Origin of the sequence: Nocardioides sp. NPDC087217, assembly GCF_044744805.1 — a bacterium.
In the GTDB taxonomy this organism is placed as follows: domain Bacteria; phylum Actinomycetota; class Actinomycetes; order Propionibacteriales; family Nocardioidaceae; genus Nocardioides.
In genome coordinates this window covers 57849-74298 of the sequence record NZ_JBIUZB010000008.1, presented here as the reverse complement: position 1 = coordinate 74298, position 16450 = coordinate 57849, and the positions used below count along the sequence as shown (strand labels likewise).

At 69.4% G+C, this 16450-nt stretch carries 18 protein-coding genes; 12 read left to right on the top strand and 6 right to left on the bottom strand.

From position 1 onward, the window contains the following. Positions 1 to 32: 32 nt before the first annotated feature. Complete coding sequence (locus ACIO3S_RS26305; RefSeq protein ID WP_400468961.1) at positions 33 to 1028, bottom strand: MerR family transcriptional regulator; 996 nt, start codon at positions 1026 to 1028, stop codon at positions 33 to 35. A 145-nt stretch (positions 1029 to 1173) separates the two neighbouring features. Then, positions 1174 to 1662 carry a MarR family winged helix-turn-helix transcriptional regulator gene (locus ACIO3S_RS26300; protein ID WP_400468959.1) on the bottom strand — a complete coding sequence of 163 codons (489 nt, stop codon included), beginning with the start codon at positions 1660 to 1662 and terminating at the stop codon, positions 1174 to 1176. A 41-nt stretch (positions 1663 to 1703) separates the two neighbouring features. Between ACIO3S_RS26300 and ACIO3S_RS26295 the strand changes: the two genes are divergently transcribed. The 3 genes from ACIO3S_RS26295 to ACIO3S_RS26285 all read left to right on the top strand — a co-directional run bounded on the left by ACIO3S_RS26295 (position 1704) and on the right by ACIO3S_RS26285 (position 5376). Continuing rightward, a complete protein-coding gene (locus tag ACIO3S_RS26295) occupies positions 1704 to 2615 on the top strand; it encodes a DMT family transporter (RefSeq protein ID WP_400468957.1) in 912 nt (303 codons plus the stop codon). Positions 2616 to 2625: 10 nt separating this feature from the next. Continuing rightward, complete coding sequence (locus ACIO3S_RS26290) at positions 2626 to 4134, top strand: fused MFS/spermidine synthase (protein ID WP_350843398.1); 1509 nt, start codon at positions 2626 to 2628, stop codon at positions 4132 to 4134. A gap of 462 nt (positions 4135 to 4596) precedes the next feature. After that, a complete protein-coding gene (locus tag ACIO3S_RS26285) occupies positions 4597 to 5376 on the top strand; it encodes a GntR family transcriptional regulator (RefSeq protein WP_400468954.1) in 780 nt (259 codons plus the stop codon). Between the two features lie 12 nt (positions 5377 to 5388). On the opposite strand, the gene ACIO3S_RS26280 is transcribed toward ACIO3S_RS26285, so the two are convergent. Continuing rightward, a complete protein-coding gene (locus ACIO3S_RS26280) occupies positions 5389 to 6750 on the bottom strand; it encodes a VWA domain-containing protein (protein WP_400468952.1) in 1362 nt (453 codons plus the stop codon). Then, on the bottom strand, positions 6747 to 7625 hold the full coding sequence (locus ACIO3S_RS26275; RefSeq protein ID WP_400468950.1) for an AAA family ATPase: 879 nt from the start codon (positions 7623 to 7625) through the stop codon (positions 6747 to 6749). Before ACIO3S_RS26275 ends, ACIO3S_RS26280 begins: the two co-directional genes overlap by 4 nt. A gap of 112 nt (positions 7626 to 7737) precedes the next feature. On the opposite strand from ACIO3S_RS26275, the gene ACIO3S_RS26270 reads away from it, so the two are divergent. Continuing rightward, positions 7738 to 8070, top strand: coding sequence for a hypothetical protein (locus ACIO3S_RS26270; protein ID WP_400468948.1), 333 nt, complete (start codon positions 7738 to 7740; stop codon positions 8068 to 8070). Positions 8071 to 8095: 25 nt separating this feature from the next. Here ACIO3S_RS26270 and ACIO3S_RS26265 read toward each other — a convergent pair whose 3' ends face one another. After that, positions 8096 to 8797, bottom strand: coding sequence for a winged helix-turn-helix transcriptional regulator (locus ACIO3S_RS26265; protein ID WP_400468946.1), 702 nt, complete (start codon positions 8795 to 8797; stop codon positions 8096 to 8098). A 110-nt stretch (positions 8798 to 8907) separates the two neighbouring features. After that, positions 8908 to 9585, bottom strand: a complete 678-nt coding sequence (locus tag ACIO3S_RS26260) for a winged helix-turn-helix transcriptional regulator (RefSeq protein ID WP_400468945.1) — start codon at positions 9583 to 9585, stop codon at positions 8908 to 8910. A 53-nt stretch (positions 9586 to 9638) separates the two neighbouring features. Here ACIO3S_RS26260 and ACIO3S_RS26255 point away from each other — a divergent pair, with 53 nt between their 5' ends. From ACIO3S_RS26255 to ACIO3S_RS26220, 8 genes are all read left to right on the top strand, one after another. Further along, positions 9639 to 10430: a DUF899 family protein gene (locus ACIO3S_RS26255; RefSeq protein WP_400468943.1), complete on the top strand. Its 792-nt coding sequence runs from the start codon at positions 9639 to 9641 to the stop codon at positions 10428 to 10430. 10 nt (positions 10431 to 10440) lie between these two features. Then, on the top strand, positions 10441 to 10851 hold the full coding sequence (locus ACIO3S_RS26250) for a VOC family protein (protein ID WP_400468942.1): 411 nt from the start codon (positions 10441 to 10443) through the stop codon (positions 10849 to 10851). 31 nt (positions 10852 to 10882) lie between these two features. Continuing rightward, positions 10883 to 11524, top strand: coding sequence for a PadR family transcriptional regulator (locus tag ACIO3S_RS26245; protein ID WP_350719256.1), 642 nt, complete (start codon positions 10883 to 10885; stop codon positions 11522 to 11524). Positions 11525 to 11673: 149 nt separating this feature from the next. Beyond that, entirely contained in the window at positions 11674 to 12675 is a 1002-nt protein-coding gene (locus ACIO3S_RS26240) for an ATP-binding cassette domain-containing protein (protein ID WP_400468939.1), read from the top strand. Continuing rightward, positions 12675 to 13457 carry an ABC transporter permease gene (locus ACIO3S_RS26235; RefSeq protein WP_350719258.1) on the top strand — a complete coding sequence of 261 codons (783 nt, stop codon included), beginning with the start codon at positions 12675 to 12677 and terminating at the stop codon, positions 13455 to 13457. The genes ACIO3S_RS26240 and ACIO3S_RS26235 overlap by 1 nt, the downstream gene beginning before the upstream one ends. 201 nt (positions 13458 to 13658) lie before the next feature. Then, the gene (locus tag ACIO3S_RS26230) at positions 13659 to 14333 is read left to right on the top strand and encodes a response regulator transcription factor (protein WP_160029253.1); all 675 of its coding nucleotides are present in this window, start codon (positions 13659 to 13661) and stop codon (positions 14331 to 14333) included. Then, entirely contained in the window at positions 14330 to 15751 is a 1422-nt protein-coding gene (locus ACIO3S_RS26225) for a sensor histidine kinase (RefSeq protein ID WP_400468937.1), read from the top strand. Before ACIO3S_RS26230 ends, ACIO3S_RS26225 begins: the two co-directional genes overlap by 4 nt. Before the next feature lie 11 nt (positions 15752 to 15762). Beyond that, complete coding sequence (locus ACIO3S_RS26220) at positions 15763 to 16299, top strand: hypothetical protein (protein ID WP_400468935.1); 537 nt, start codon at positions 15763 to 15765, stop codon at positions 16297 to 16299. Positions 16300 to 16450 lie beyond the last annotated feature (151 nt).

Below are 16450 nucleotides of genomic sequence, written 5' to 3'. Positions count from 1 at the left end.
TTGCCAGAGAAGTGCAGGGAGAACCTGAGAAGTCAGGTCAGGTCGGCGACCACGATGGTGTGGTTGTCCGGCTCTCCGGCGGCGACGACAGCGGCGGCCACAGCGTCGGCGATCGCCTGCGGGCCGGCCTCGGCGGTGATCAGCGGAGTCAGGTCGTCCACATAGGAGTGGACGCCGTCGGTGGTCAGCACCAGCCGGTCACCGGGCAGCAGCTCGAGCGAGATCTCGTCGGCGACGACGCCGGGAACCAAAGCGCGGTTGAGCAGCGCCCGGTGCTCGTGGGAGCGAGCCTCGTCGGCGGTCAGCTGGCCGGCCTCGACCATGGCGGCGACGACCGTGTGGTCGTGGGTCACCTGGCGTACGTCTCCGTCCCGCACCAGAAAGACCCGGGCATCGCCGATGTGGGTGATCCGCGCGGTCGAGCCGTGCAGATCGACGGCGGTCAGGGTGGTGCCCGACTTCGGCACCTCCGCGAACACCTCCTGGATGGCCGACCGCAGCCCGCCGGCGGCGTACGCCGTCAGGGCCGCCCCGGCGAGATCGTCGCGCTCACCAGTGCCGTCGGCGACGGCGAAAAGCTCGGGGGTGACCAGGACGGCGTCCTGTTGGCTCGACCGGCTTCCGGTCTCGCAGCTGACGCCGAACTCGACGTTCAGGGTCTCGGTTGAAGTAGTCATCTGACGTGCCTCGCTCCTCAATCGGTGGACGAGGACGGAGACCATTCTGCGACGTGTGGACGTGTCGGCCTCGACCTGGCGCCAGTAGGTCTCGACCTCGACCGCCGCGAGCGCGGCGGGCATGTCGACGACCTCCCGGATCCGGGCCAGCGGCATCCCGACCAGGCGCAGCGCAGCCACCAGACGTGCGCGTTCCACCTGGTCAGGCCCGTAGCGACGGTAGCCGGAGACCGCGTCGACCTCGGCAGGAAGCAGCAGACCGAGGTCGTCGTACAGCCTCAGCGCCTTCGGCGTCAGCCCGGTCACCCGGGCGAAGTCGCCGATGTTCACCAGCCCTTCCAGCCCGCTCATGCGACCGCTCCCGTGGCGCAAGCGCCAACATACGAGAGCGGTCGCCTGAGACTTGTGGTCGCTCGCTGACGCTCGCTCATGTTCACCATCCTCCCCGGTGAAGGTCACCGGTGGAAGCAGATTGGTGCTTCCCCTTGGGGCAACCTCAAGCCCCAGTCTGCTCGGCCCACTTCTCGAGCAGCCGGGCGAGCGACCGCCGCTCGGCCGCGGTGAAGACGGCGAGCAGGCGGTGCTCGTTGGCGATGTGGTCGGTGAAGGCCGCGTCGATCAGCTCGCGCCCACGCTCGGTCAGCGCGACCCGGCGCCCACGACCGTCCTCGTCCCGGCGGTCCCGGCTGACCCAGCCCTGAGCCAGGCAGCGGTCGACCCGCTTGGTGACCGCCCCCGAGGAGACCATCGTCTGCTCGCCGAGCTCCTTCGGAGTCAGGGCGTACGGAGCGCCTTGCCGTCTCAGCGTCGCCAGGACGTCGAACTCGCCCTCGCCCAGTCCGTGCTGGGCATAGACGCTGACGAGCTCGTCGGTGAGACGCAGCGCGAGGCGGTGCATCCGGGCGATGACGGCCTGCGGGGCGACGTCGAGGTCGGGGCGCTCCTGCTCCCACTGTGCCATCACGGTCGAGACGTGGTCTGCCATGACAGTGGAATATATCTGACGAGGAAGACATTATTCCTTCCATGGAAAGTAGATTCGTAACCCTCGCGCTGACCGCGATCGCCCCGGTGGCATGGGGGTCGGGCTACTTCGTCACCGCGACGTTCCTGCCGCCGGACCGGCCGCTGTTCGGCGCCGTGGTCCGGGCCCTTCCCTTCGGCCTGCTGCTCCTGGCGCTCCGGCCGGGCCTGCTCCACGGCTCCTGGTGGTGGCGTACGGCAGCACTCGGGCTGCTCAACTTCGGGGCGTTCTTCGCCCTCGTCTTCGTCGCCGCCTACCGGCTTCCCGGCGGCCTCGCCGCCACCCTGACCGCGGTCTCGCCGATCGTGGTGATGCTGCTGGCCTGGGCCTTCGCCGGAGAGCGGCCGCGGGCCGGATCGCTCGCGGCCGGCGTCGTCGGCGCCATCGGCGTGGCCCTGCTGGTGCTCCGTGGCGGCGCGAGCCTCGACCTGATCGGCGTCCTGGCCGCCTTCGCCTCGGTCGCCGTCTTCTCCACCGGCTTCATCCTCGTCAAGGTCTGGCAGCCGCCGGTCGGACTGCTCACCTTCACCGCCTGGCAGCTCGTCCTGGGTGGCCTCGCGCTCGCCCCGGTGGCCCTCCTCCTCGAAGGCCCGCCCCCGCCGATCGACCTGCCCGCGATCGGCGGTTACGCCTACATCGGCATCGTCGGCACCGTCGTCGCCTACGCGGTCTGGTTCCGCGGCGCCCGGCGTCTTCCCGCCGCCGCGGTGTCGCTGGTCGGCCTGCTCAACCCGGTCGCCGGGATCCTCATCGGACTCGCCTTCGCGGGCGAACACCTCACCCCGATCAGCGGGCTCGGGATGGCGTTGGTGCTCGGCGGCATTCTCCTCGGACAGCCCGCGGTGCTCGACCGGATCAAGGCCCGACGCGGGCCAGAACCGGCCTCGTGTGCAGACGTTGGAGCAGCCGGATAGGTTCACCTCCATGAAACTGCGTGCGCGTGCGCTTGAGCTTCTCGTCTTCACCGTCGGTGCCGGCACCTTGGGGTCTGAGATGGCCGCGGCTCGGCTGCTCGCTCCGTGGTTCGGCGACTCGACCATCGTATGGGCCAACACGATCGCCACGGTGCTGGTGGCGCTCGCGATCGGCTACTCCGTCGGCGGCCGGATCGCCGACCGGAACCCGCACCCCTCCGGCTTGGCCAAGATCGTGCTGGTGGCCGCCGCCCTGCTGGCCGCGGTGCCGTTCATCGCCGACCCGTTCCTCCCGCTCGCGGTCAAGGCGGTCGACCAGCTCAGCATCGCGACGTTCGCCGGCTCGCTGGTCGGGGTCGGCGTGCTGCTCGCGATCCCGCTCTTCCTGCTCGGCATCGTCAGCCCCTACGCCGTCCGGCTGACCGTCGAAGCCGTCGAGGATGCCGGCCACGCGGCCGGGCGCCTCTACGCGATCTCGACGGTCGGCTCCCTGGTCGGCACCTTCGCCGCCTCGCTGCTCCTCATTCCGGTCGTCGGGACGCGGCGTACGTTCCTGATCTTCGCTCTCCTGATGGCGATCTGCGCGATCCCGCACCTGGTCAAGCGCCGACTGCCGGCCGCGGTCGTGCCGGCGGTGATCCTCGCCCTGATCGCCCTGCCGACCGGTTCGATCAAGACGCTGACCAGCAACGGCGGCGAGGTGATCTGGGAGAAGGAGACGGAATACCAGTACGCCCGCGTGGTCGAGTACGACGACGGCAGCCGCTACCTCGAGCTCAACGAGGGCCACGCTGTGCACTCCGTCTACAACAAGGGCGAGTGGCTCACCGGCGCCTACTGGGACGAGATGCTCTCGCTGTCGTACGCCGGCGCGGAGGCCCCGAAGTCGGTGGCGATCCTGGGCTCGGCCGCCGGGACGACCGCGCGCCAGTTCGGTCACTTCGCCCCCGAGACCCGGGTGGACGCCGTCGAGATCGACGAGGACATCACCGAGGTCGGCCAGAAGCTCTTCGACCTCGAGGACCAGCCGAACCTCCACCTCCACACCGCCGACGCCCGCCCGTGGCTGCAGAAGCAGACCCGGAAGTACGACGCGATCATGGTCGACGCCTACCACCAGCCCTACATCCCGTTCTACCTGACCACGAAGGAGTTCTTCGCGCTGGCGAAGTCCCACCTGAACCCGGGCGGGGTGCTCGTCGTGAACTCAGCCCACCCGGAGGGCTCGACAGCGCTGGAGAAGGTCCTCACCGCAACGCTGCGAACCTCGTTCGGCGAGGCCGTGTGGCGGTCGGACTCCGGCCCGACCAACACCCACCTGATCGCGACCGTCGATCCGGAAGCCGATCCGGCCGCCAACCTCACCGCCACCGCCGAGTCGCAGCCCGCCGACCTCGCCGACACCCTCACCGACTCCGCCGCCCGGCTCGAGCCGGGCATCCGGGGCGGGACGGTCTACACCGATGACGTCGCGCCGGTCGAGTGGCTCACCGACCTCAGCCTGCTCGAGGTCGCCTGACCCGCTCGGGCGCTTCACCTCACCGATCGGCGTCTTGCGCAGGCACCCGACGCAGACCTGGTTGGGCGCGACCTTGCTGAGCCTGCGTGGCGGCAGCACGTGCCACGTCCCCAGCCGCCGGCCACACACGGTCATGACGTACCCGTTGCTCCTCTTGCCCGAGCGAAGGTGCCAGAAGCTCCCACGGTCGGTCCGGTAGACCAGCGGGTCCTTGGACAGGACCGGCGGCCTCTCGCTGGGCCCCATGCTGAGTCTGTCGTCTACGAACACGAATTCCCCCCAAGGAATGTCGATGGTTCTCGTCGTTGAGTGCCTCGAGACGCCGGTGTCACAGCTGGGCCGTGCCGCCCAACGCCCCGAGACGCGTTCGACCATATGTCCACTCATTGCAACGGGTCAAGGCGGAAAGGGTGGGGCTATGCGGCTATTCGGGATCTGTACGCCTCAGTAACGTGTTCTCCCATGAGTAACCCCCGTCCGCGCGGCCTGCCGAAATACCTCCACGTGGCCGACTATCTGCGGGCCCAGATCGACGACGGCACCTACCAGCCCGGCGAGCGTCTACCGACCGAGCCCGAGCTGATGGACACCTTCCCCTACGACCGCGCCACGATCCGGCGAGGTCTGGCGGTGCTGCGCAACGAAGGCCTGATCACCAGCGAGCAGGGCCGTGGTGTCTTCGTACGCGACGCCACCAAGACCCGCTACGACCTGATGAGCATGCTGATCACCGACCGGAGCCACCCGGCGAAGCCGGACGCGGCCTACAACCAGCCTCCGCGCGGCCCGGACGACGGCCTCGCGGTCGAGCACAGCTACGAGGTGATCGCGGCCGGCGAGAAACTGGGAGCGGCCTTCGAGATCGATCCCCGGAGCGAGCTGCTCAGCACCACCTTCACCTTCTACATCAGCGGTGACGACACCGCCGAATACCGCACCACGGCCTACATTCCCTATCCGCTGGTCATCGACACCCCGCTGGCCACCCCCTCCGACGAGTGGCCGCAGCCGCCGATCAAGGACCTGCTGGCCACGGTCGGCGTGAAGGTCACCACGGTGGCGATGGACATCGAGTCGCGGATGCCGACGCCGCAGGAGACCTTCGACCTGCAGATCCCCGACGGCACCCCGGTCCTCTCCGACCGGCGCCGGTTCCTCGCCGACGACCGGGTCGTGTGCGTGACCGACTCCGTCGGCGTCGCCGACCGGATCGTCTACGGGCTCGACCTCAAGCTGCAGTGAGCCCGCCCGGCCTCAGGCCAGGTCGTGGACGAACTCGGAGAGCTGGGTGAGGTTGCGGCACTCCCGCATCTCGATGATCGAGCCGTAGCGCGTCGCCTCGGAGTCACCGGTGTCCCACTGCGTACGGACCTCGGGGTTGAGCCAGTGGGCGTGCCTGCTCGCCTCGGCCATCGCGCGCAGCGAGTCGACGGCGAGGTCGGAGTAGTTGGACCGGGCGTCGCCGAGGATCAGCAGCGACGACTTGGGGTTGAGCGCGTCTGCGTGACGCTCCTGGAACAGGGAGAACGCCCGGCCGTAGTTGGTGCGCCCCATCCGGGCCGCGTGCTCGGTCGCCTTCGTCAGCTCGGTCATCGTGTCGACCAGGTCGGCGCCGGGCTTGAAGTAGGACGTGACCTCGTGGATCTCGTCGACGAAGGTGAACGCCCGCACCTTCCCGAACTGCTCGCGCAGCGCGAAGACGAGCATCAGCGTGAAGGTCGCGAAGTTGGACACCGAGCCCGACACGTCGCACAGGATCACCAGCTCGGTGCGGTGCGGCCGCTTGGGCCTGAAGCGCAGGTCGACGGGGACGCCGCCGGTGGACATCGAGGACCGGAGCGTACGCCGCAGATCCACCGATCCTCGCCGGCGCGCGTGATGCTCCTGGGTGAGCCGGGTCGCCAGCCGGCGCGCCAGCGGGTAGATCTCGCGTCGGAGCGCCTCCAGGTCGGCCCGGCGCGCGTGCAGGAAGTCGAGCTTCTCGATGGTGGGGCGTACCGCGATCTTGGCGATCTGCTCGGGGCCCTTCTCCTCCGCGATCCGGCGGCGGGCGTCGGCCTCGACGAGCCCGCTGAACCGATCCACGCGCCGGGTCCCGACGCGCGCCGCCTCCTCCTCGGTCCAGCCGCCCTGCTGGAGTCCCTCGATGAGCCGCGAGGTGAGCTCGTCGGTGGAGAGGCGGCGTAGCGCGGTGTAGGACGACCACGAGCTCAGCCCGGGGCCGCGACCGGGCATCGCGCCGAAGCGCGCCACCGCCTCGGCGGCCAGCTGACGGAGCATCTCGACGTCGTCGGCCTCCAGCGCCTCGCTCAGCCGCGAGGTGAACTCGGAGAGCGCCTCGGGCCCGTCCTTCGCCACCCCGGCAGCCTCGGCCTCAGCGTCCATCCCTGAGCCGACCATCCGCGGAAAGTAGAGCTCGAAGAGCCCGTCGAAGGTGGCTCGCTGGTTGGCGCGCTTGACCAGAGTCGCGGCGTACGCCTCCTTGACCTGGGTCCGGTCGTTCCAGCCGATCAGGCCGAGGGCGGTGACCGCGTCGAGGCCTTCGGAGAGCGACACCGGCAGCCCGGCTCCCCGAAGCGCTTCGAGGAACTCGATGTGCCGGTCGAGAAGAGTCACCTCTTCAACCGCAGCTCTCGGACGGCACGGTCGACGTCGGAGGAGTGCTTGAGGACGACACCGAGGGTGTCGGAGACGGCTTTGTCGGAGAGGTCGGTGATCTCCAGCGCGATCAGGGTGCGCGCCCAGTCGACCGACTCGGCGATCGAGGGCGACTTCTTGAGCTCCAGCTCGCGCAGCCGGCCGACCACGGAGACGAGCTGACGCGCCACCTTGCCGTCGAGACCGGGCACCTGGGAGAGCACGATCTCGCGCTCCCGGTCGGCGTCGGGGTAGTCGAGGTGGAGGTAGAGGCAGCGTCGCTTGAGAGCCTCGGAGAGCTCGCGGGTGGCGTTGGAGGTGAGCACGACCAGCGGACGGCGGGTCGAGGCCATCGTGCCGAGCTCGGGGATGGTCACCTGGAAGTCGGAGAGCACCTCGAGCAGCAGCCCCTCGACCTCGACGTCGGTCTTGTCGACCTCGTCGATGAGCAGCACCGTCGGCTCCTCACGGCGGATCGCGGTCAGCAGCGGCCGGGTCAGCAGGAACTCTTCGGAGAAGATGTCATCGTGGGTCTCCTCCCACGCCTGGCCGTCGTTGGCGGCCTGGATGCGGAGCAGCTGCTTCTTGTAGTTCCACTCGTACAGCGCCCGGGCCTCGTCCAGGCCCTCGTAGCACTGCAGCCTGACCAGCTCGGCCCCGGTCGCGCGGGTGATCGCCTTGGCCAGCTCGGTCTTGCCCACACCGGCCGGTCCTTCGACGAGCACCGGCTTCTCCAGCGCCCCCGCGAGGTAGGTCGTCAGCGCGGTCGAGTCGTCCGCGAGGTAGCCGGCGTCTCCCATACGGGTGACGGCCTCGGCGGGCGAGGAGAACCAGGAAGACGTACGCGAAGGCATGACGCGACACTAGCGACTCTGGTCCTGGTCTGCTCCCGGTGTCCGGGTGGGACATTCGTCATATCGCCCGGCGCAGCCGTCACCGTCGGCCCCATCCGTCGTTGTGAAGGACGTGCACTCGGACACTCCGCGACATCTGACGCTGGTCGTCGTCGCCATGAAGGTATGCGCGCTGACCGCGCTGGCGGCCTTCTGTCTGGTTGCCGTCACCACGCCGTCCGAGCCCCGGTCGCTGGCGAAGAGGGAGCAGCCCGAGCTCGCCGCGATGCTCGAGCAGCACCACTGCGTGGCTCCTCCGACGATCGCGCCGTGGCGCCGGCAGAGCGCCATCATCCGCTCCCCGCTCGGCGAGCTGAAGCACGTCCCGCTCGACGTCGGCCAGCTGATCGAGCAGGGCAAGGCCCGCGGCGAGCTGATCGCCTTCTGCGCCGACCCCGCCTCCTAGCGGAGGCGGAGCCGAGCGACGTACCTCAGCTGGCCTCGGCGAGCGTGCTCGCGAAGAGCCCGAGCACGCGGTCCAGCGCGGTCCGATCACCCTCGACCTTGAGCCCGGCCTCGGCGATCGCGGCGTCCACGGGAAAGCCCATGAACACGACACCGGTCCAGGCCGTCGAGTCGCCCGCGATGGTCACGTCGGCATCCTCGAGCGTGCCCTCGGCGAGGTCGAACTGGTTGCCCTTCCACACGAGCCGGAACTGCTGCGGGTCGGCGTCCGGACGGCGGGCGTCGGTCAGCTCCCAGGCGACGCTGATCGGCTCGGGGGTCGTCGCGCTGCCGGCGGGCACCATGGTGCGCATCGCCACCATCACGCCGCTGGGCGTCATCCCGGCGGACATGATCGGGAAGCGGGTCGAGCCGTGGGCCCAACGTCCGAGCGCCCCGAGGATCGTCTCGAGCTCGCGACCCCACGGGGTGAGGGCGTAGGCCGTCGTCTTGGTGATGTAGCCGAGCTCGGTCTCGACCACCACGCCGGCGTGCTCGAGGAACTGCAGCCGGTCCTTGAGCTCGTCGGTGCTGACCCCGATCACGGAGGACTCCAGATCACGTGCCGTACGCGGTCCGAACATCAGCTCGCGCACCACGATCAGGCTCCACCGGTCGCCGATCAGGTCCAGTGCGTGCGCGGCCGCGCACGCGTCTCCCAGGTCCCCGTATGTCAGGTTCAGGGTCACGTCGATCCTCTCCGAGTCATTCGATCCCATCGAGCGTAGTGAGCCCGAACTACGGGTCGTCAGTGCCAGAGGTCCCGGCGCGCCGGCGAAATGCTGAACCCGACGGGGCGCTACCCGATCGCGGCGTACGCAGCAGCCACCCGCTCCACCGCTCGCCGGTCGCCTGCGACGGCCATCGAGCCGACCGGACTCCCGGCGAAGACGACGTCCGCCCAGGCCGACGAGTCGCCGGAGACGGTCACCGCGGGCGCCTCGTCCGCACCTTCGGTCAGCTCGAAACGGTCCTCGTCCCAGTGCAGCCGGTAGCGGCGGACGCCCGCGGCGGGACGCCGCTCGTCGTGCAGCTCGATCGCGATCCGGACGGGGCCGTCGCCCCAGTCGGCCATCGTCGCGTAGGGGGCCATGGTGCGCATCGCCACGATCACCCCGTCGGGGGTCATGCTCCCCTCCGCCACCGGGAAGCCGGGTGAGCGCTGCGCCCAGTGACCGAGCGACCGCATCACGTCCTCCAGCCCCTGACCCCACTCGGTGAGCCGGTAGACGCGGGTCCGTCCGAGGTCGTCGAGCTGGGCCTGCTCGACGACGCCGCTGTCCCGCAGCGCCTTCAGCCTGGAGGTGAGCACAGCGGGCGTGATCCCGACGACGGCCGAGGCCAGGTCGGCGAACCGGCGCGGACCGAGCACCAGCTCGCGCGCGATCACCATGCTCCACCGGTCACCGATGACGTCCATGGCGTGCGCGGTCGCGCAGGCATCACCCAGGTCGGCGTACGTCTGCTTCTTCGGCATCGATCCTCCAAACTCTCTTCACAAGAGTATCAACTATGTTTAACGTAGTCATTATGACCACGACCCCACTGCCACCCGTCGTCGACCGGACGACCTATCTGCACGAGCGCGACGCGCTCCTCGACCGCGAGAAGGAGCACACCCGCGCGGGCGATGCCCTCGCCGCGGCCCGCCGAAGGCTCCCGATGACCGAGGTCGACGCGGCCGCACCGCTCGTCGGCAGCGCCGGGCGGGTGAGCCTGCTGGATGCCTTCGAGGGGCGTACGCAGCTCTTCGCGAGCTACCACATGTGGCACACCGGCCATGCCGCCGCCGACCAGTGCGAGGGGTGCACGTTCTTCAGCGGCGGCGTGAGCGAGCTCGGCTACCTGCACTCGCGCGGGGTGACGTACGCGGTCTTCTGCCAGGGGCCCTACCCGGAGAGCTCGCGCTACCGGGACTTCATGGGGTGGGAGATGCCGTGGTACTCCGTGCCCGAGGAGTCGTGGGACGTCCTCGACGCCCGCGGGTTCTTCGGCGGCAAGGTCTGCTATCTGCGCGACGGCGACCGGGCCTTCGAGACGTACCGCACCACCGGTCGTGGCGTGGAGCCGATGTCGGCGTCGTACGGGATCCTGGACATGACCGTCTACGGACGACAGGAGACCTGGGAGGACTCACCCGAGGGCTGGCCGCGGCGCACCGGCATCGACGGCAGCCAGTTCCGCAGCGAGGAGTCGCCGACGACCAACCACCGCGCCGGCGTGAGCGGTCGCCCGACGGCGCAGTGGTCACGGCTCGCCGCCGGACGCGACGACGATCTCGGATCCGACACCGCCACCACCGCCGACCACTGCTGTCACTGAGGAGCTCCGGATGCGTACGACGATCGCCCTGCCCACCCGAGACCGCCCGCGGTCCCATGCCTTCCTGCGCGACGGCCTCGGCCTCGAGACTCCCGGCGAGCTCGCCGACGACGGGGTCCCCGAACCGCTTCGTGCGACGCTGTCGGACTCCTGCGAGGTGATGATGATCCCCACCGGCGGGTTCAAGTGGGTCACCGGCCAGCTCGCGGACGAGCCGATGGACGCGGCGAGCCTCCCGGAGGGCCCGAGGCAGTGCCTGGTCACCATCGAGCTCGGCTCGCGCGACGATGTCGACGCGCGCTATGCGGCCGCCACGGCTCTCGGCCGCGGCATGATCGAGCCGGAGTCGGCGCCGTGGGGTGAATACCGTGCGGTCGTCGCGGACCCCGACGGACACCTGTGGCAGCTGACGTCCCGCTGAGGCCCGGTCGTGCCGCCCCTAGAATCTCCCCATGGCCGGAGACGACACACGGATGCTGCTGCTGGGAGCAGTGGCGCTGTTCGAGCCCGTCAACGGCTACCAGATCCGGCGCGAGCTGATGTCGTGGCAGGTCGACCTGTGGGCCAACATCAACCCGGGCTCGATCTACCACGCGCTGAGCTCGCTGACCGAGAAGGGCCACCTGACCAGGCACGATCTGGTCGACAACGGCCGTACTGTCGCGGTCTACGAGATCAGCGCCAGCGGCCGGGCCGAGCTGGAGCGCCTGATCACCCGCTCGCTGCAGGTCGTCGACGTCTACAACGGCGTCTCCTTCTACGCCGCGTTCTCGCTGGCGCCTCTGCTGGAGCGCCCCGCCGTCATCCAGCAGCTGAGCGTCCGGCTGCAGGCCCTGGAGCGCACCGACAAGGAGCTCGACGCCGCGATCCGGGCCAACACCCACGTCGCGCCGCCCCACACCGGTGCCGCGCTGCGCCTCCAGCTCGACAAGCTCCGCTCCGAGCGGGCGTGGCTGGTGGAGCTCCTGGACGACGTACGCAGCGGCAAGCTCGCCTTCGCCGGCGAGGCTCCCGGCTGGACGCCGGCCGAGGACGACCCGGGTTGGCAGATGGACGCCGACCGGAAGCGCTACCGGGAGATGCTGCGCGGCTGAGCCGACGCAGGTCTCGCACGAATCGGTTTGACATCTCGAGATCAAAATTGAACACTCATGATATTCAAGTTTGAACACCCGGGTAAATCGGGTGATTGTCGTCGGTCGTCCGTGCTTGTCTGGGACTTGCACGCATAAGGGAGTGACACATGATTCACGCACGCGGCCTGAGGCACACCTTCGCCTCCGGCCATGGCAAGCAGAAGAAAGAAGTCGTCGCGGTCGACGGAGTCGACCTCGACGTCGAAGAGGGCGAGGTGGTCGGCTTCCTGGGCCCGAACGGCGCCGGCAAGACGACCACCCTGCGCATCCTCACCACCCTCCTCAAGCCCACGGCAGGCACCGCCACGGTGGCGGGCTTCGACGTGGCCAAGCAGTCCGTCGACGTCCGGCGGAGCATCGGCTACTGCTCCCAGGTCGGGTCGACCTTCTCGGGTGCGTACGCCGGTGACGAGGTCGTCGACCACGGGATGCTCTACGGGATGTCCAAGAAGGACGCGGTCGCGCACGGCCAGGCGCTCTTCGAGAGGCTTCAGCTCGAAGGGCTGTGGCGCCGCAAGCCCCGCAACATGTCCGGCGGGCAGAAGCGCCGCCTCGACATCGCGATGGCGCTGATCCACGCCCCCAAGCTGGTCTTCCTCGACGAGCCGACCACCGGCCTCGACCCGCAGGCGCGGGCCAACCTGTGGGACCACATCGCCTCGCTGCGTACGGACCATGGGGCCACGGTCTTCCTGACCACCCACTACCTCGACGAGGCCGACACCCTCGCCGACCGGGTCATGGTCATCGACCAGGGCCGCATCGTCGCCAACGACACCCCGGAGAACCTCAAGGCCGCCGTCTCCGGCGACCTGGTCTCCCTGGAGGTCGCCACTGACGAGCAGGTGGGGATCGCCCGCGACAAGCTCAGCTCGATCTCGGAGACCATCGAGGTCGACGAGCGACTGGTCAGCGGCCGAGTGCCGCGGGCCGGGAAGGCCGTCCCCGGCCTGCTGCGCGACCTGGAGTCCAACGGCGTCTCGCTCGAGTCGATCGAGGTCGCCCGCCCCACCCTGGACGACGTCTTCCTGACGCTGACCGGACGATCGCTGCGCGACGCCGACGCAGGTGCACCTGAGGGCGAAGAAGAGAACCAGGAGGCCAAGTGATGACCGAGTTCCAGCAGCCCGTCCTCAAGTCCGGCTTCTTCCGGGAGTCGATGGTCGTCTTCAACCGCCAGCTGCGGATGAACCTCCGCAACCCGGCCTGGGTGCTGATCGGCGTGATGCAGCCGATCCTCTACCTCGTGCTCTTCGGCCCACTGCTCGAGCCGCTCATCGAGGAGCTCGGCGGCAACGCCTACAACTGGTTCGTCCCCGGCATGCTCGTCCAGCTCGGCATCTTCGGTGCCATGTTCGCCGGCTTCTCGCTGATCGGCGAGTGGCGCGAGGGCGTCATCGAGGCGGAGCGGGTCACCCCGGCCTCGCGCGGCGCGCTGCTGTTCGGCCGCCTCTACCGTGACCTGCTGCAGATCCTGGTGCAGGCGATCATCCTGGTCGCTCTCGGCCTGGTGATGGGCATGGACTTCAGGCCGGTGGGGATCCTCGTCGGGATCGCGATCACCGTCATGATCGGTGGCGCCGGAGCCGCCGCCTCCAACGCGTTCGCACTGCTCGTGAAGAGCGAGGACGTGATGGCGCCGGTGACCAACATGCTGCTGATGCCGATCCTGCTGCTCTCGGGCATCTTCCTGCCGATGAGCTTCGGTGCCCAGTGGCTCGAGGCGCTGGCCGACGTCATCCCGACCAAGCACGTCGTCGACGCGGTGCGAGCCTCGTTCTTCGGTGACCTCGGGATGGCCGACATCGGCTGGGGCCTCGGCTGGACCGTCGCCCTGTTCGGTCTCGCGGTCTGGTGGGGCATCTCCACGTTCCGCAAGGAGAACGCCTGACTTCTCCGGTGTTTCCTGCACTTCTCGGGTGTTGCATTGCCTGAGAAGTGCAGGAATACCCGGTTAACCGGGTATTCCTGCATCCCGGCCGATCTAGCGGAAACACCAGCGTCCTCTCAGCGGTGACTCAGCGAGGGGTGGCAAGGTAGGAGTGTGAACAGCCCTGCCACCCCGAGCGACAGCACCGGCGACAAGCCGCACGTGCTGGTCGTCGACGACGACAAGGCCGTGCGTGAGTCGCTGCGCCGGTCGTTGGAGTTCAACGGCTACGTGGTCGCCCTGGCCGGCGACGGCGCCGAGGCGCTGGCCGGCATCGCCAACCACGACCCCGACGTGGTCGTGATGGACGTGATGATGCCCCGCCTCGACGGCATCGAGGCCACCAAGGCCCTCCGCGCCGCCGGCAACGACGTGCCGATCCTGGTGCTGACCGCCCGCGACGCCGTCGGCGACCGGGTCGACGGCCTCGACGCCGGGGCCGACGACTACCTCACCAAGCCGTTCGCGCTCGAGGAGCTGCTGGCCCGGCTGCGCGCGCTGCTGCGCCGGGCGGCCCCGGTCGGCGAGGACGACGAGGAGACGCTGCACTTCGCCGACCTGACCATGAACACCACCACCCGCGAGGTGACCCGGGGCGAGCGCGCGATCGAGCTCACCCGCACCGAGTTCACGCTCCTGGAGATGTTCCTGCGCCGGCCCCGCCGCGTACTCGATCGGTCCTTCATCCTCGAAGAGGTGTGGGGCTACGACTTCCCGACGACGGCCAACTCGCTGGAGGTCTACGTCGGCTATCTGCGGCGCAAGACGGAGGCCGAGGGTGAGGCCCGGTTGATCCACACCGTCCGCGGCATCGGCTACGTCCTGAAGGAGCCGTGAGCAGCACCGTGACCACGCCGGCAACCAGCTCGCGCTACCGCGGCTCTCTGGCGGGCCGGGTCACCATGCTGACGACCCTCGCGGTCGCCGGCTCGATCGCGCTGATCGCGATCGGGCTCTACTTCGTCGTACGCATCCAGCTGCAGGCCAACATGGACGAGTCGCTGCTCAAGCGAGCCAGCGTCGCCGCGGCGAACACCGCATCCATTCAGGACACCCGGACAGGTGCAGCCTTCCCGACCTGGGTGCTGAACGCCGGCGACATCCAGATCGCCGAGGTCGTCGACGCACACAACTACTGGTCGCCGACATTTGGCACGTTCCCGCTGCCCGGGGAGCCTGAAGAGGCGGTAGCGAAGGGCGATGCGAAGCAGGCAGTCCGGACGATCCACACCCAGAGCGGTGTGTTCCGGGTGGTGAGCGTGCCGATCCCGGACAGCGACTCCGCGCTGATGCTGGCGCAGTCGCTGGAGCCACAGCAGGCGATGTACAAGCGGCTCGGGCTCGTGGTGCTCTTCTTCGGCGCGGCCGGCGTCGTTGCCGCGGCGTTCGCCGGTTGGGTGGTGGCGGCAGGCGGGCTGCGGCCGGTGAGGCGGCTGACCGCGTCGGTCGACCGGATCGCGACGACCGAGGACCTCACCCCGCTCCCGGTCGAGGGCGACGACGAGATCGCGCGGCTGGCCACGTCGTTCAACCGGATGCTGTCCGCCGTCTCCGCGTCCCGGGATCGGCAGCGACAGCTGGTGGCGGACGCCTCGCACGAGCTGCGTACGCCGCTGACCTCGCTCCGCACCAACGTCGAGCTCCTCACCCAGGCAGACGCCTCGATCTCCGGCGAGCAGCGGGCCGAGCTGCTGGGCGACATCCGCGCCCAGATCGAGGAGCTCACCAACCTGATCGGCGACCTCGTCGAGCTGGCCCGCGATGCCCCGGCTGAGCCGACGCTGGAGACCGTGGACCTCTCCGAGGTGGCGGACCGGGCGCTCGCCCGGGTGCGTCTGCGCGCGCCGTCGGTGACCTTCACCGAGGAGATGACGCCGTGGTGGGTCATGGGCGACGCCAGCTCGTTGGAGCGCGCGGTCACCAACCTGCTCGACAATGCCGCCAAGTGGTCGCCGGAGTCGGGCACGGTCCACATCTCGCTCCGCGACGGCGTGCTCAACGTCGACGACGAGGGGCCGGGGATCGCCGAGGACGACATCCCGTACGTCTTCGACCGGTTCTACCGCTCCACCGAGGCCCGCTCGATGCCTGGGTCGGGGCTCGGCCTCGCCATCGTCCGGCAGGTCGCCGAGCGTACCGGCGGGTCGGTCTCCGCGGCCCGCTCGCCGCACGGCGGCGCACGGATGACCATGCGCCTGCCCGGCTCGACCTCTCCCCGGCCGACCGAACCGCCCACGGCGGTGCTGAACAATTGAGGGTTGAAGCATTGAGATACGCCGTCCTGGCGCCCAGTCTGGTGGCGCTGCTCTCCGTCGCTGCCTGCGGAGCCGAGGAGCCCGCCGATCCGTCGGCCTCCGCCTCCGCATCATCTCCGGAGCATGCCTCCAAGGAGACGTTCAACCCGTGCGACGGGCTCGACATCTCCCCCGTGGAGAAGGCTCTCGGCGCCCAGCTCCGCGTCGAGAAGGGCACGTCGAAAGCACCCCGCTGCGCGTTGCTTCCCGAGGAGTCGGGCGGGACAGCGTACGAGCTGAACTACCTGCCCTTCAAGGGCACCCTCGCGGAGGCGTGGAAGACCATGGACGTGAAGTCAGGGGACGTCAGCGAGCCCGCGATCGCGGGCGCTGAGGACGCCCGGCTGGTCAAGCAGCAGGGCGTCAGCTCGTACGCCGTCACCGGCTTCGTCCAGAACGGCACCCTGATCCAGAGCTTCAACTCCGTCGACCTGGAGCCCTACGACGGCGACGCCATGGACCGCGCCGCCCAGGCCCTCCTCGAGCAGCTCAGCGCGAACGCCCCATAACCGAGACGTCACCCGCGTCGACCGACACGTCACGCTCGTGCCGACTCGGTCGACCGGAGTGCCTTCTCTGCCGACGTACGCGCCGTTTCCGCGCTTCGCGCGGTTACTCCCTCGCTCGGCGCGAACGGACGAGCAAGCTCGCCGCTCGGCC

Excerpts from the sequence above, each read along its gene's own strand:
- ACIO3S_RS26305 (WP_400468961.1), bottom strand. The coding sequence starts at position 1,028 with ATGAGCGGGCTGGAAGGGCTGGTGAACATCGGCGACTTCGCCCGGGTG.
- ACIO3S_RS26300 (WP_400468959.1), bottom strand. The coding sequence starts at position 1,662 with ATGGCAGACCACGTCTCGACCGTGATGGCACAGTGGGAGCAGGAGCGC.
- ACIO3S_RS26295 (WP_400468957.1), top strand. The coding sequence starts at position 1,704 with ATGGAAAGTAGATTCGTAACCCTCGCGCTGACCGCGATCGCCCCGGTG.
- ACIO3S_RS26290 (WP_350843398.1), top strand. The coding sequence starts at position 2,626 with ATGAAACTGCGTGCGCGTGCGCTTGAGCTTCTCGTCTTCACCGTCGGT.
- ACIO3S_RS26285 (WP_400468954.1), top strand. The coding sequence starts at position 4,597 with ATGAGTAACCCCCGTCCGCGCGGCCTGCCGAAATACCTCCACGTGGCC.
- ACIO3S_RS26275 (WP_400468950.1), bottom strand. The coding sequence starts at position 7,625 with ATGCCTTCGCGTACGTCTTCCTGGTTCTCCTCGCCCGCCGAGGCCGTC.
- ACIO3S_RS26260 (WP_400468945.1), bottom strand. The coding sequence starts at position 9,585 with ATGCCGAAGAAGCAGACGTACGCCGACCTGGGTGATGCCTGCGCGACC.
- ACIO3S_RS26255 (WP_400468943.1), top strand. The coding sequence starts at position 9,639 with ATGACCACGACCCCACTGCCACCCGTCGTCGACCGGACGACCTATCTG.
- ACIO3S_RS26250 (WP_400468942.1), top strand. The coding sequence starts at position 10,441 with ATGCGTACGACGATCGCCCTGCCCACCCGAGACCGCCCGCGGTCCCAT.
- ACIO3S_RS26245 (WP_350719256.1), top strand. The coding sequence starts at position 10,883 with ATGGCCGGAGACGACACACGGATGCTGCTGCTGGGAGCAGTGGCGCTG.
- ACIO3S_RS26240 (WP_400468939.1), top strand. The coding sequence starts at position 11,674 with ATGATTCACGCACGCGGCCTGAGGCACACCTTCGCCTCCGGCCATGGC.
- ACIO3S_RS26235 (WP_350719258.1), top strand. The coding sequence starts at position 12,675 with ATGACCGAGTTCCAGCAGCCCGTCCTCAAGTCCGGCTTCTTCCGGGAG.